The following is a 13,219-nucleotide window of genomic DNA, read 5'->3' as shown; positions in this document are numbered from 1 at the left end:
ACCGGCGCGGCCTTTTTCTTTCCCGGTCGTCCCGCGTCTCAACCCACCGAGATCAGCCGAATCGCGCGATCCTGCCGCATCAGCCACAACAGGTGACGCGCTGCCTGACCGCGTACCCCCTCCAGCGCAAGATCACTGGTCAGCAATGCCCGCGCATCGCTTTGCGCCAGCGCCATCAGCCCCGCCTGCCGCTCAAGATCCGCGATACGAAACTGCGGCAAGCCGTGCTGCGCCGTCCCGATCACATCGCCCGCACCGCGCATCGCCAGATCGGTTTCGGCAATCACGAACCCGTCCTCGGTTTCGCGCAGCACCTCAAGGCGCTTGCGTCCGCCATCCGACAGCGGCGGGCGATACAGGAGGAGACAAGTCGATGCCGCCGCGCCGCGCCCGACACGGCCGCGCAACTGGTGCAATTGCGCCAGACCGAAGATCTCGGCGCGCTCAATCACCATGATCGTGGCATTGGGTACATCCACCCCGACCTCGATCACCGTCGTCGCCACCAGAACCTGTGTGCGCCCGGCCTGAAAATCGGCCATCGCTGCGTCTTTTTCGGCGGGCGGCATCTGGCCATGGACCAGCCCCACGACCCCCTCGCCCAGCGTCGCCCGCAACCGTTTGAACCGGTCTTCGGCTGCGGTCAGGTCCACCAATTCGGATTCTTCAACCAGCGGGCAGACCCAATAGCATTGCCGCCCTTCGGCAATCGCGCGACGCAGATGCGCCACCACTTCGTCCATCCGCTCGATACTGACCACCGCTGTCTTGATCGGTTTGCGTCCGGGCGGTTTTTCATCCAACACCGACACATCCATATCGCCATACTGGGCCAATGCGAGCGAGCGTGGAATCGGCGTCGCGGTCATCACCAGCATATCCGCGCCCAGCCCCTTTTGCGCCAGATCCAGCCGTTGCTGAACACCAAAACGATGCTGTTCGTCAACAATGGCCAGGCGCAGATCGGCAAATTTCACGTCCGGCTGAAATACCGCATGGGTCCCGACTAGAATCTGAATTTCACCGCGTTGCAACGCCTCCAGCTTGGCGCGCCGCTCGCCGCGTTTGTCGCGCCCGGTAAGGATTTCCAGCACCACCCCGGCGGATTCAGCCAACGGGCGCAGGCCCTCCAGATGTTGACGCGCCAAAATTTCGGTCGGAGCCATCATCACGCCCTGACCGCCGGATTCTACCGCGATCAGCAACGCCATCAGCGCCACCAGTGTCTTGCCTGCCCCAACGTCGCCCTGAAGCAAGCGGTTCATCCGCTGCGGGGCCGCCATGTCGGCGGCAATTTCCGCGATCGCCCGGGATTGCGCGCCGGTCAGGTCATAAGGCAGCGCCGCGCGCACTTTTTGCTGCAATGCCCTAGTGCCTCGACTGACGATGCCGCGGGCCTTGCGTTCCCGCCGTCGCGCCAATGCCAGCGTCAACTGATGTGCCATCAACTCGTCATAAGCCAGACGCGCACGCGCCGGCGCAGTGACTGCGAAATCGTCCAGCCCTCGGGGTGCGTGCACTTGATGAAGCGCTTCGGCCCAGTCCGGCCAGCCCTCGCGCGCCATGAGCGCCGGATCGATCCATTCGGTCAATGCCGGGATCCGGGTCAAAGCAGCCTGTACGGCCTTGAACATGACCTTTTGACTGACGCCTTGGGTGAGATGATAAACCGGTTCGAAATCTGGAATGTCATCTGCTTCATCTAAGGGCAGAACATGATCGGGATGCACCATCTGCGCCGTGCCATCGAACAGTTCAAGCTTGCCCGACACGACACGCTGCTCGCCCACCGGCAGCAGGCGCTCGAGATAATTGCCCCGCGCATGAAAGAATACCAACTGAAAATCCGTCGCGCCGTCCTCGACCAGCACCCGCCACGCCCCACCACGGCTGCCGGGCGGGCGATGCGCACGCACCGTCACAGTCACGGTCAGCGTCGAGGGCAGATCAGCGTCCTTGATGGTGTCGCGGCGGCGCCGGTCGATCACCGCATAAGGCAACGAGAACAGCAGATCGCCAACCGTCTCAACGCCCAGCTGGGCCATCAAGCGCGCAGTTTTCGGCCCCACACCGGGCAGCGTTTCGACCTCGGCGAAAAGCGGAAATAGCAGTTCCGGGCGCGCGCTCATAGCGATCCGATCAGATCCAGCCAGCCGTCTTCGTCCAGCGTTTCGATCCCCAAATCCTGCGCTCTCTTGAACTTCGAGCCACCCCCGGGCCCCGCTACGACAAGATCGGTTCGGGCCGAGACCGAACCCGACACTTTCGCGCCCAATGCCTCGGCGCGGGCCTTCGCCTCGGCGCGGGTCATCTTTTCCAGCGTGCCGGTAAAGACTATCGTTTTGTTCTGAATCGGACTGTTGGTTGCCTGCTGTTCGGGTCGCTCGATCTCCAACATTGCCGCCAGCCGGTCAATCGACTCGCGCTCGCGTTTCTGGGACAGTGCGGTCACAAGGGCTTCGGCCAGAACGTCACCGACCCCATCGATTCCGGTGAGTTCGCACCAAGCCGGGCTTTCCGGCAGCGCGGCCCGTCGCAGTTTGGCATCCGCTGCGACAAAGGCCGGTTCTTGCGCCGCACGATCCGCCGCCTTGGTCAGCGCCTCCCAGGTTGTGAAATGGCGCGCCAAAGTGGCGGCGGCGACTTCACCCACATGGGGCAAGCCAAGTGCAAAGATGAATCGGGCCAGCGGGATACGGCGCTTTTGATCAATCGCGGCAAATAGATTGTTGGCCGATCTCTCCCCCCAGCCGTCGCGGTTTTTCAACTGTTGCAAACCGCTGCCATAGCGTTCTTTCAGCGTAAAAATATCGGCAGGTTCCGCAATCCAGCCATCGGCGTAAAACTGCTCTACCTGTTTCGCGCCCAGCCCTTCGATGTCAAAAGCCGCCCGGCTGACAAAATGCCGGAGTTTCTCCACCGCTTGCGCCGGACAGACCAGCCCGCCGGTGCAGCGGCGCACCGCGTCGCCTTCCGAGCGCACCGCATCGCTGCCGCATTCGGGGCATTTCCGGGGGAAGTCATAGGGGGTTGCGGTGTCCGGACGCTGGTCCAGATCGACATCCGCAATCTTTGGGATGACATCACCGGCGCGATAGACCTGCACCCAGTCACCGACACGAATATCCTTGCCATCGCGGATCGCCTCGCCACTGGCGCTGCGGCCCGCGATATAATCCTCGTTATGCAGGGTCGCGTTCGACACCACCACGCCGCCCACAGTCACTGGCGACAAGCGCGCCACTGGCGAAAGCGCGCCGGTGCGCCCGACCTGAATGTCGATGGCTTCAAGCCGCGTCCAGGCCAATTCTGCCGGAAACTTATGCGCGATTGCCCAACGCGGCGTGGTCGAGCGATAGCCCAGCCGTGCCTGCAATGCGAGATCGTCTACCTTGTATACCACACCATCAATATCATAGCCCAATGTGGCGCGTTGCGCCGCGATCTCGGTGTAAAAGGCAAGCATTGGCTCGGGTCCGTCGCACAGAACCGTCAACTGGTTGGTCTGGAATCCCAGTTCGGCCAGTCTCCTGATCGCCAGTATCTGCGTTTTGGCAAGCGGTTCGGAGGTTTCGCCCCAGCCATAGGCAAAGAACCGAAGCGGCCGCGCTTTGGTCACCGATGCGTCCAGTTGGCGCAGCGATCCCGCAGCGGCATTGCGCGGGTTGGCAAAAGTGCGCGCCCCCGCCTTTTCCTGCCTTGCGTTCAGGTCGGCAAAATCGGCGTGAGACATGTAAACTTCGCCCCGCACCTCCAGAACTTCAGGGGCATCGATCAGACGCTCGGGAATATCCGCAAGCGTGCGCGCATTGGCCGTCACGTTTTCCCCGACCGACCCATCGCCGCGGGTGGCCGCCTGCATCAGAACTCCGCGCTCATAGCGCAGCGACAGCGACAACCCATCGATCTTGGGCTCGGCGGTGTATTGCAGAACGTCTTTTTCGCCCAGCCCCAAATAACGCCGAATGCTCGCGTCAAAATCCGTCACATCCTGCAGGTCAAAGGCATTGCTCAGCGACATCATTCGCTGGCTATGGCTGACCTTGGAAAACCCTTCGGCCGGTTGCGCTCCAACTTGGTCGGTTGGGCTGTCGGCGCGTTTAAGATCGGGAAATCTGGCTTCGATCGCCGCATTGCGCTGTTTCAGGCGATCATATTCGGCGTCCGTAATCTCGGGCGCATCCTCGGCGTGATAAGCAATATTCGCTCGATCCAGCAGCGCCGCCAGTTCGGCCAGCTCACGTTGCGCTTGCGCGCGCGTCAATAAGTCTACTTCGGTCCTCTCGGCCACGGCTTCGCCCCACACTTCTTTTGCTTGAGTGATAGGGCGCGTCCCGGTTCAGGTCCAGCGCCGAAACGCGCGCGGCGGCGCGGCCGCCCGCCTGAGCGCGGTACAAGGCAAACTCAAGCACCAACCACCAAACGGCAGTTATTCTCGCCAGCCTCGCGCGGATCGCGCAGGACATAGCCGCGGCCCCAGACGGTTTCGATGTAGGATTCACCATCTGTTGCAGTGCTCAACTTTTTGCGAAGCTTGCAGATGAAAACATCAATGATCTTTAGTTCCGGTTCGTCCATGCCGCCGTAAAGGTGATTCAAGAACATTTCCTTGGTCAGCGTCGTCCCCTTGCGCAACGACAAAAGTTCCAGCATCTGGTACTCTTTGCCGGTCAGGTGCACCGGCTGACCTTCGGCTTCGACCGTCTTGGCATCCAAGTTGACCGCGATCTTACCGGTATGGATGATTGACTGCGCATGCCCTTTCGAGCGGCGCACAATGGCGTGGATGCGCGCGACCAGTTCCTCTCGGTGAAACGGTTTGGTCAGATAGTCGTCGGCCCCGGACCCAAACCCCTTGATCTTGTTATCTGTATCATCGGCCCCCGACAGGATCAGAATAGGCGTCTCGATCCGTGCCAACCGCAGTTGACGCAAAATTTCATGCCCATTCATGTCGGGCAAATGCAGGTCCAGCAAAATGATATCGTAATCATACAGCTTGGCCAAGTCGATGCCTTCTTCGCCGCGATCCGTGGCGTAGACATTCAGGTTGGCATGGGTCAGCATCATTTCGATGCTTTTGGATGTCGTCGGATCGTCCTCGACAAGCAGCACGCGCATTTAAATATTCTCCACCTGTTTCGTTTACCTTCGTGGCGTTAACCTTGTGCGATGAAAGTTAATCACACGTTACCATAAATCTGCCACGCATGCATACACGTTAAAGCTGTCGATACTTTTGCACTGTTGTTGCTTTCAGAGCCTCTTCGCCGTGGGTGGTGACGGCCCGCATCCATGATGAAAATTCCTCCTCGCTCAGATCATATGTCGCCAGTGCCTCGCTTTTGGGAATCAGCCCATAAAGCACCCCTCGCACGACCGCTGCTTTGCGCGACGCGACCCATCGGTTTGTTTCTGGGGGTGGCAGATCGGCCCGTGTCATGATGGTTCCATCCGGCAAAGTAACCGAGCGTGGACCGTCCGGGTTTTTTTCAATCATCACTGGTCATCCTTGCTTACCAGCCCAAGATCGCCGCAAGTGGCTTAACGGACGGTGAAGCCAGCCCCTTGAGAATCTGTAGAATTTTCCTATATTCTGCGGATCCTTCCCCTATCAGGAGACGCGCCATGGCGCTGGACACCGACACGCAACTGAATTCGCTTGGTTTTGCCAAACCTCCGGCGCAGACACGCGTTGTGGTGGCAATGTCCGGCGGTGTCGATTCGTCGGTCGTGGCGGCCTTGCTGGCCGATCAGGGCTATGATGTTGTCGGGGTCACGTTGCAACTTTACGATCACGGGGCAGCCTTGGCGAAAAAAGGCGCCTGCTGCGCCGGGATCGACATTCACGATGCCCGCCGGGTCGCCGAAGAGCGCGGCTTTCCGCATTACGTGCTGGATTACGAGAACATCTTCCGCGATGCAGTGATCGACGAATTCGCCGACAGCTATCTGGCGGGTGCAACGCCTGTGCCTTGCATTCGCTGCAACGAGCGCGTCAAATTCAAGGATCTACTGGAAACCGCCCGTGATCTGGATGCCGATTGCATGGCGACGGGGCATTATATCCAGCGCTTGACCGGTGCCAACGGGCCAGAATTGCACCGGGCCGCCGATGCCGATCGCGATCAGAGCTATTTCCTGTTCCCGACAACGCCGGAACAACTGGATTTCTTACGCTTTCCGCTGGGCCATTTGCCCAGCAAACAGGCAACCCGCGATTTGGCTGGGCAATACGGGCTGTCCGTGGCCGACAAGCCCGACAGTCAGGATATCTGTTTCGTACCAAACGGCGATTATGCGAGCGTGATCGAGAAACTGCGCCCCGGTGCCGCAGATCCCGGACAAATCGTCCATGCCGATGGGCGGGTCCTCGGGGAACATGCCGGCGTCATCCACTACACTGTCGGCCAGCGCCGGGGCTTGGGCATCGGCGGGCTGACCGAGCCGCTTTACGTGGTAAAACTAGATGTCGAAAAGAGACATGTAATCGTCGGCCCCAAAGACATGCTGGCGACCCGCACGGTGCCGGTACGCGAGATCAACTGGCTGGGCGATGCGCCCATGACCAGCCGTCCGGAATGGCAGATTTCGGTCAAGGTGCGCTCGACCCGACCGGCGCGCGACGCCATCCTGCGGCCCATTTCGGACACCGAAGCAACAGTGGAGCTTCTGTCCCCCGAGGAGGGCGTTTCACCCGGGCAGGCGTGTGTGTTCTATGAATCCGAGGGCAGCCGGATCTTTGGCGGTGGCTGGATCTGGCGGGGTTACTGAGCCAACCCGGCCAACACGGCCCGCGCGGCACGTAACCCCGGCGGCTCGCCGCCCTGCCCCAAGCGCTGCATGGTCAGCGCCATCGCCTTTTCCTGCGCCTGCGGGGCAGCATGAACCTGCCCCAGCCGTTCGGCAATCAGATCAGGTTTACACGCAGGGCCCAGACATTCCGGTACGGTGCGGGTGTCAGAGACAAGATTGACCAGCGTCGCGGTATCGATCAGCGCCATGCGCCGCATAATCTGCCATGTCAGCCAATGGAAATCATAGGCCACCACCATCGGCGTCTGCGCCGCTGCCAGTTCCAGCGACACCGTGCCCGAAGCCGCGAGCGCCAGTTCGGCACCGGCAAAGGCTGCGCGCTTATGGGCGCGTGCCGTATCTGGGTCGTGGTCGCGCGGGTCAAGAACAACCGGCTGAACCGGCCAATGTGCGGTCTGCTCGTGCACCAGTGCCGCGACCGAGGCGGCGGCAGGCAGCACCAGCTTCAGTCCCGGATGGCGGGCCGCAAACACCGTCAGCGCCGCGCCAAAAATCGGCGCCAGCCGCGCCACTTCGCCGCGGCGCGACCCGGGCAAAACCAGAACATAAGGCGCATCCAGATCATAGGAAGCGCGAAAGGCGGTAATCTCAGCGGCGCTGGCCTGCTTTTGCGCGACAACCGGGTGGCCGACAAAATCACATGCCATTCCCGCCGCTTCCATCAAGGGCGGTTCGAACGGCAACAGCGCCAGCACATGATCAATCACCTGCGCCATCTTCGCTGCCCGCCCCGGACGCCAGGCCCAGACCGAGGGCGCGACATAATGGACTGTGCGAATGGACGAACCGGCCTTGACCCGTCGCGCCACGCGCAGGCAGAAATCCGGGCTATCGATGGTAATCAGCACATCGGGCGCAGTATCGATCACCGCATGTGCAGTCTCGGCAATCCGGCGTTTCAGATGCCGGTATTTGGGCAGGATTTCGGCCAAGCCCATAACACTGAGTTCATCCATCGCGAACCGGCTTTGCAGCCCTTGCGCCTGCATCAACGGCCCACCGATCCCGTCGAAAGAAATGTCCGGCACCAATTGGCGCAGCCCTTCCATCAAGGCCCCGCCCAGAGCATCGCCAGACGGTTCGCCTGCGATCAGGAACACCCGCATCAGTTTGCCCGCACCCAAAGAAACAGGCCCAGCCGATCACATTCGGCAATCACTTGCGCACGGTGCAACACCAGCACCCCTTTGGCCTGAATCACGATCCCGTCCAGCCCCGCCCGCGCCGCGCCAGTCACTGTACGTGGCCCGATGGCCGGGAGATCCACGCGGCGATCCTGCTGCGTTTTGGGTGCCTTGAACAGGATACCGCCCGCCCCATCGGGCCGATCTTGCAGACTCGCCAGCAGCCAGTCAGTTCCGAACAACGCTTCGATTGCCAGTGCCTGACCATTATGAACAGCGCAACATTGTCCCACATCGACATCCGACATGGCCCCGACAAGCGCCGCCCCGCGAAGTGCATCTGCTTGGGCACATTGATCGACCTGACGACGCGTCGGGCAGCCCGGCGGCGGCAGCAATCGCGGCGCAATCTCATGCGCCGGACGGATGGCAAAACCCGCATCTTCAAAAATCGCGATCACTGCGCGCAATGCGCCGTCATCGCCTTTCATCATCGCGTCTTGCAAAATCGGGATCAGCGGCATGGTCGCCGCGTCAATCTTTTGCGGGTCAATTTTCGGACGGGTTATTGCGCCCGCCAAACAAACCTCGCGCACGCCGCGGGCGCTCAGATCGGCCAGAAATGTGCCCAGCCGTTCCAGCCGAAATAGAATATCAACCGCAATGCCATCAGGTGCATGGCCTTCGAGCGCACAAATGAGGGGCGGATGGTCCAGTTCCGCCAGCAATGCAGCGGGCAAATCGTCTGATCCGACAATCAATGCCAGCATCGCCTTCAGCCTCCGGGGGTCAGAAAATGGCGGTCGCTATGGGCGGTGACGAAATCGACGATTTCCCGGACATATTCGCTGTCGCTGCCCTGTTTCAATCTATTGGTGCGCTCTTGAAACGTGCCCCGGCCCTGCTCCAATTCGCGAAATGCCGCGCGCAATGCTGAAATATCGCTGCGCGACACGCCGCGCCGCTTCAGGCCGACAAGATTGAGACCGTGCAGTCGGCCCCGTTCGGCCTGGACCAAACCGTAGGGAATCACATCATTGGTCACCATAGTCACGGCCCCGATGATGGCCCCGCGCCCGATCCGCACGAATTGGTGCACACCTGAAAGACCGCCGATGATAACATCATCGCCCAGAACACAGTGACCGGCGATAGCCGCCGAATTGACCACGATCACGCGGTCACCCACTTGGGCGTCATGGGCAATGTGGCACCCGGCCATAAACAGCCCGTCATCGCCAATACGGGTGATCCCGCCACCCCCGTCGGTGCCGGGATTCATCGTCACATGTTCGCGGATCCGGTTACGGGCCCCGATCACCAGACGGCTTTGTTCGCCCTTGAACTTCAAATCCTGCGGAATTTCGCCGATCACCGCAAAGGGGAAGATCACTGTATCGGCACCGATTTCGGTATTGCCGGTAATGACAACATGGCTTTTCACCTCGACCCGATCAGCGAGGACAACATTCGCGCCGATCACGCAAAACGGGCCGACGGACACCTCGGCGCCGATGGTCGCGCCCGGTTCGATCACGGCCGAAGGATGGATACCCCCCATCCCCTAGGCTTTCGGGAAATCGATCATCGCGGTAAACTCGGCCTCGGCGGCCTGCTCACCACAAACTGTGGCCTCGCCGCGGAACTTCCAGACTTTGCCGCCCGGTTTGCCACGCAACGTGGTCACGCGCATTTCCAGTACATCGCCGGGGCCGACCTTGCGGCGGAATTTGCATTTATCAATGGACATGAAATAAATCAGCAAATCCTTGTCAGCCATGTCCAGAGCGGTGCCGATCATCACCCCCGCTGTCTGTGCCATCGCTTCGACTATGGTCACGCCGGGCATTACCGGCGTCCCCGGAAAATGACCTTGGAAATGCGGCTCGTTCATGGTGACGTTCTTGATGCCCGTGGCACTGTTGGTGCCGTCGATATCTACGACCCGGTCCACCAATAGAAACGGGTAACGATGCGGCAGGATCGCCTGAATCAACTGGATATCCGCGCTTTGCAAATTGTCTGTCATTTTCCGTCTCTCGGTTCTGGCAGCTATGCGCGCCTAGCTATCAACCTGTGGGGGCCTCGGCAAGGCGCGCTATTGCGGGTCCTGATCGCTCACTTCCGAATCCTGCGTGCCATCGCCGATTTCGGCATCGATCCGGGCAACTGCCAGATCGGTGATGTCGGTGCTGTCGGCACTCAGAAACACACTCGAACGCTGCAGGATCACGCTGGCCCCGCTTTCGCGCATCAATGTCACCAAGACCGGCCGGGCGACCTCAAGAAACTCGCTGCGCGCACGGTCCTGCTGTTCGCCCAATTCACGGGCCTTGGCATCCTGCTCGCGCCGGATGCGCTGAACTTTTTGGTCAAAGGCATCGGCCAAAGCGCGAAATTCGCCGGGGTCCATCTCGGCGCGTAGACCCGTCAGTTCCTGCTCTTCCGCCATTAGCTGGGATTCGATACGACGGTTTTCGGTCGCCAAGGCGGCGCCTTCGGTCTCGATCTCGCGGACCACGCGCTGCCCATAGGCGGATTCGATAAACAGACGGTCGGGCGCAACGGTCAGGATCGCGCTGTAAGGTAGGCTATAGGATAGATCCGGCGACCAGTTTTGCGCACCCAGCGAGGTGCCAAACGTTAAGGCCAGGGCAAACATCGCCCCGGCCCCTGAACGGGCTATCCCCCCGCCAATCGGCACCTTAGAAACGGGCCTGAATGGTCAGATCGAAAGACCGCTCCTCGTCGTAATCTTCCTTGCTAATAGCCTTGGAAAAATTGAACCGCAGCGGCCCGATCCCCGTGGTCCAGAGCAGCGACAGCCCGACCACTTGGCGCCAGGCCCCGTCCGCGCCCTGAATATCGGCACCGGCGGCAGCCGTGTTCGCATTGTCGAGATCCCACAGGTTTCCGACGTCATAAAACGCGCCGCCGCGCAGGCCCAGCTCTTCGGGCAGGCCAAGCGGGAATTCGGCCTCGAACCGCGCGACCGCATAGAGGTTGCCACCTAGCGCATCGTTGACCCCGTTCGAAAAATCGCGAGGCCCGACTCCCGCCGGGTCAAACCCGCGGAAAGTATCGCTGGTTAAGATGAACCGGTCCAAGGTGCGGCTGAAATTGTCACCGCGCCAATGCAGTGCACCGCCCTCGAACGTGGCGCGCAGGGTGACCTCCTCGTTCAAGATCCGGGTCTGGGCAATGGCTTTGGCATTGGTGCGGATGAATTCATTGTCGCCCCCCAAGCCAGCAAAATCGGCACCAAGCTCAAGCAACCAACCCGCATTCGGGTTCAAACCGGTGCGGCGGCTGTCATAGCTGTAAGTAAAGCCCAACGAACTGGTGTCCCGCTCGCCGAAATCAATTTCGCTGCCGATCACCACGCCGGTTTTCACGTCATCGCCGCGCGTTTCCATCTCGCTCTTCTGCCAAGAATAGCGGACCTGCAAGCGGCTGTTTTCACCCAAAGGAAACGTCAGGGATGGGTTAAAGAACGCGCGATCGGTGTTGTAGTTGGCAAAGCTTGAGTCACGGCTCGAGATCCCCATGTTGATCCCGAACGCCAGATCCCGGCCCAATAGATATGGCTCGACAAAGCTGAGCACGTATTCTTCTGTGTCTTCGGCCGTCGAGGTCGAAAACGACAGCCGCTGGCCCCGTCCCAGAAAGTTATTCTCCGAGAGGCCGAGCGCGATGCCGAAGCCATCATTGGCCGAGTACGACCCGCCCAGGCTCAAGGAGCCGGTCGGCTGTTCCTCGACATTGACGTCGACGACCACCTGTTGTGGGCTGGACCCTTGCCGTGCGTCGACATCGGCGCCGGCGAAATAGCCCAATGCACGGATGCGTTCAGCGCTTTCACGGATTTCGCGCGGATTGAAAGGATCGCCCTCAACAATGCGAAACTGCTGTCGCACGACCCGGTCCAGCGTCGTGGTGTTCCCCTCGATGTCGATGCGCTCGACGAAAACACGAGGCCCTTTTGTCAGCGCGAAAACCACATCCAGCGTTTGGTTGCGCTCATTGCGGGTGATGCGCGGCTCGACCCGCAGGAAATCAATGCCCTGACGCAACGCTAAGCGCTCCAGCCGGGCGATCGAATTTTCAACCAATGATGGCGAATAGACCACCCCCGGCTTGACCTTGAGCGCGGCCTGGAAATCGGCGGCATTGGCCTCGGGGATCTCGCTTACCGTGGTTATATTGCCAAAGTGGAATTGCTGGCCCTCGGTGATGTTCATCACCAGATAAAAGGCGTCGCGTTCGCGGGTGAATTCGACATTGGCACTGTTTACCCGGAAATCGACATAGCCGCGTGACAGATAGAAATCGCGCAAGACTTGTTTGTCAAATTCGATCCGCTCTTCGATCAGCGTGTCGGAGCTGACAAAGGCACGTAGAATTCCCGCCTGCTTGGTCCCAAGCACCCGGCGCAGCCGCCCGTCGGAATAGGCGCGGTTGCCGACAAAGCTGACCCGCTCGACCTCGGTCGTCGCCCCTTCGGCGATCTCGAAAACCAGATCGACGCGGTTATTGCTGCGCTTGATGATCCGCGGACGCACGGTTGCGGCGATGCGCCCCTGCTGCGAATAGGCTTCGGCCAAAGTAGCGGCGTCGCGTTCGGCCTGGGCCGGGCTGAACACACGGCGTTCGGTCGATTCGATGATCTTAGCCAGATTCTCGCTTTTCAGCCGACGATTACCTTCGAAATTGATCCTGTTGATCGTCGGGTATTCACGCACTTGGATGTGCAGCGTACCGCCACGCGGCTCAATCTCGACTGTTTCAAAAACGCCACTGTCAAGAATGCGTTGATAGGCATCATTCAACTCGCCCGCCGTGACCGGCTTGCCGGCTTCGAGACCGACATAATTAGCGATGGTCCCAGTCGGGACCCGCTGGTTGCCTTCGACCTCAACCCGGTTAAAGCTATATGTCTGTGCCTGCGCGCCTGTTGCAGTATAGATAAAAGCCGCTGCAAACAGGGGGAAAACAACCGGAAGCGACCGATTCAAGATATTGGTCTTCTTGTTACGACGCTCGCAGGATGTATGCGAAAGACTGCCCAAATTCATCTCGATAACTCACTTCCTGCCCGTATTACGCTTGGAGTAACGGGATTGTTCGGCCTTGTCAAAACAGCAAAGCACCAACGAGCCAATTGTTGGCGCCCATCAATTTCAGTCCGTCGTTCTAATCGGTTCGGAGAATCACGCCACGATCCGAGCCGCGCCACCCCAAAGGGGCAGGCCTCTAATTCGTTTAAACGGTCGAAAGGG

11 protein-coding genes are annotated in these 13,219 nt (G+C 60.3%); 1 reads left to right on the top strand and 10 read right to left on the bottom strand.

Annotated elements, in window-relative coordinates; genetic code table 11:
- Positions 1-38 precede the first annotated feature (38 nt).
- From recG to sciP, 4 genes are all read right to left on the bottom strand, one after another.
- Positions 39-2,129: an ATP-dependent DNA helicase RecG gene (recG, locus tag JAO82_RS11040; RefSeq protein ID WP_198686440.1), complete on the bottom strand. Its 2,091-nt coding sequence runs from the start codon at positions 2,127-2,129 to the stop codon at positions 39-41.
- Positions 2,126-4,291, bottom strand: a complete 2,166-nt coding sequence (gene ligA, locus JAO82_RS11035; protein WP_332872520.1) for an NAD-dependent DNA ligase LigA — start codon at positions 4,289-4,291, stop codon at positions 2,126-2,128. Before ligA ends, recG begins: the two co-directional genes overlap by 4 nt.
- A gap of 113 nt (positions 4,292-4,404) precedes the next feature.
- Positions 4,405-5,121, bottom strand: coding sequence for a response regulator transcription factor CtrA (gene ctrA / locus JAO82_RS11030; RefSeq protein ID WP_198686439.1), 717 nt, complete (start codon positions 5,119-5,121; stop codon positions 4,405-4,407).
- Positions 5,122-5,221: 100 nt separating this feature from the next.
- Positions 5,222-5,500, bottom strand: coding sequence for a CtrA inhibitor SciP (gene sciP / locus JAO82_RS11025; protein ID WP_198686438.1), 279 nt, complete (start codon positions 5,498-5,500; stop codon positions 5,222-5,224).
- Positions 5,501-5,628: 128 nt separating this feature from the next.
- On the opposite strand from sciP, the gene mnmA reads away from it, so the two are divergent.
- Positions 5,629-6,774: a tRNA 2-thiouridine(34) synthase MnmA gene (mnmA, locus tag JAO82_RS11020; RefSeq protein ID WP_198686437.1), complete on the top strand. Its 1,146-nt coding sequence runs from the start codon at positions 5,629-5,631 to the stop codon at positions 6,772-6,774.
- Here the strand turns inward: mnmA and lpxB are convergent.
- The 6 genes from lpxB to bamA form a co-directional block, all read right to left on the bottom strand.
- Positions 6,768-7,922, bottom strand: coding sequence for a lipid-A-disaccharide synthase (gene lpxB, locus JAO82_RS11015; protein ID WP_198686436.1), 1,155 nt, complete (start codon positions 7,920-7,922; stop codon positions 6,768-6,770). The genes mnmA and lpxB overlap by 7 nt on opposite strands.
- Positions 7,922-8,710, bottom strand: a complete 789-nt coding sequence (locus JAO82_RS11010) for an LpxI family protein (RefSeq protein WP_198686435.1) — start codon at positions 8,708-8,710, stop codon at positions 7,922-7,924. The genes lpxB and JAO82_RS11010 overlap by 1 nt, the downstream gene beginning before the upstream one ends.
- Positions 8,711-8,715: 5 nt before the next feature.
- A complete protein-coding gene (gene lpxA, locus JAO82_RS11005) occupies positions 8,716-9,501 on the bottom strand; it encodes an acyl-ACP--UDP-N-acetylglucosamine O-acyltransferase (protein ID WP_198686434.1) in 786 nt (261 codons plus the stop codon).
- 3 nt (positions 9,502-9,504) lie between these two features.
- Positions 9,505-9,969: a 3-hydroxyacyl-ACP dehydratase FabZ gene (fabZ, locus tag JAO82_RS11000; protein ID WP_198686433.1), complete on the bottom strand. Its 465-nt coding sequence runs from the start codon at positions 9,967-9,969 to the stop codon at positions 9,505-9,507.
- A gap of 69 nt (positions 9,970-10,038) precedes the next feature.
- Positions 10,039-10,602, bottom strand: coding sequence for an OmpH family outer membrane protein (locus JAO82_RS10995; protein ID WP_198686432.1), 564 nt, complete (start codon positions 10,600-10,602; stop codon positions 10,039-10,041).
- 43 nt (positions 10,603-10,645) lie between these two features.
- Positions 10,646-13,015 carry an outer membrane protein assembly factor BamA gene (bamA, locus tag JAO82_RS10990; protein ID WP_198686431.1) on the bottom strand — a complete coding sequence of 790 codons (2,370 nt, stop codon included), beginning with the start codon at positions 13,013-13,015 and terminating at the stop codon, positions 10,646-10,648.
- Positions 13,016-13,219 lie beyond the last annotated feature (204 nt).

This window comes from Pontibaca salina (assembly GCF_016307205.1).
GTDB classification, from domain to species: domain Bacteria; phylum Pseudomonadota; class Alphaproteobacteria; order Rhodobacterales; family Rhodobacteraceae; genus Pontibaca; species Pontibaca salina.
The sequence above is the reverse complement of the archived record's forward strand: the minus strand, read 5'-3'. Positions and strand labels throughout refer to the sequence as shown.

What these genes read in the sequence shown, in the direction of transcription:
- recG (WP_198686440.1), bottom strand. Translation starts at nt 2,129, where the DNA reads ATGAGCGCGCGCCCGGAACTGCTATTTCCGCTTTTCGCCGAGGTCGAA.
- ctrA (WP_198686439.1), bottom strand. Translation starts at nt 5,121, where the DNA reads ATGCGCGTGCTGCTTGTCGAGGACGATCCGACGACATCCAAAAGCATC.
- sciP (WP_198686438.1), bottom strand. Translation starts at nt 5,500, where the DNA reads ATGATTGAAAAAAACCCGGACGGTCCACGCTCGGTTACTTTGCCGGAT.
- mnmA (WP_198686437.1), top strand. Translation starts at nt 5,629, where the DNA reads ATGGCGCTGGACACCGACACGCAACTGAATTCGCTTGGTTTTGCCAAA.
- lpxB (WP_198686436.1), bottom strand. Translation starts at nt 7,922, where the DNA reads ATGCGGGTGTTCCTGATCGCAGGCGAACCGTCTGGCGATGCTCTGGGC.
- JAO82_RS11010 (WP_198686435.1), bottom strand. Translation starts at nt 8,710, where the DNA reads ATGCTGGCATTGATTGTCGGATCAGACGATTTGCCCGCTGCATTGCTG.
- lpxA (WP_198686434.1), bottom strand. Translation starts at nt 9,501, where the DNA reads ATGGGGGGTATCCATCCTTCGGCCGTGATCGAACCGGGCGCGACCATC.
- fabZ (WP_198686433.1), bottom strand. Translation starts at nt 9,969, where the DNA reads ATGACAGACAATTTGCAAAGCGCGGATATCCAGTTGATTCAGGCGATC.
- JAO82_RS10995 (WP_198686432.1), bottom strand. Translation starts at nt 10,602, where the DNA reads ATGTTTGCCCTGGCCTTAACGTTTGGCACCTCGCTGGGTGCGCAAAAC.
- bamA (WP_198686431.1), bottom strand. Translation starts at nt 13,015, where the DNA reads ATGAATTTGGGCAGTCTTTCGCATACATCCTGCGAGCGTCGTAACAAG.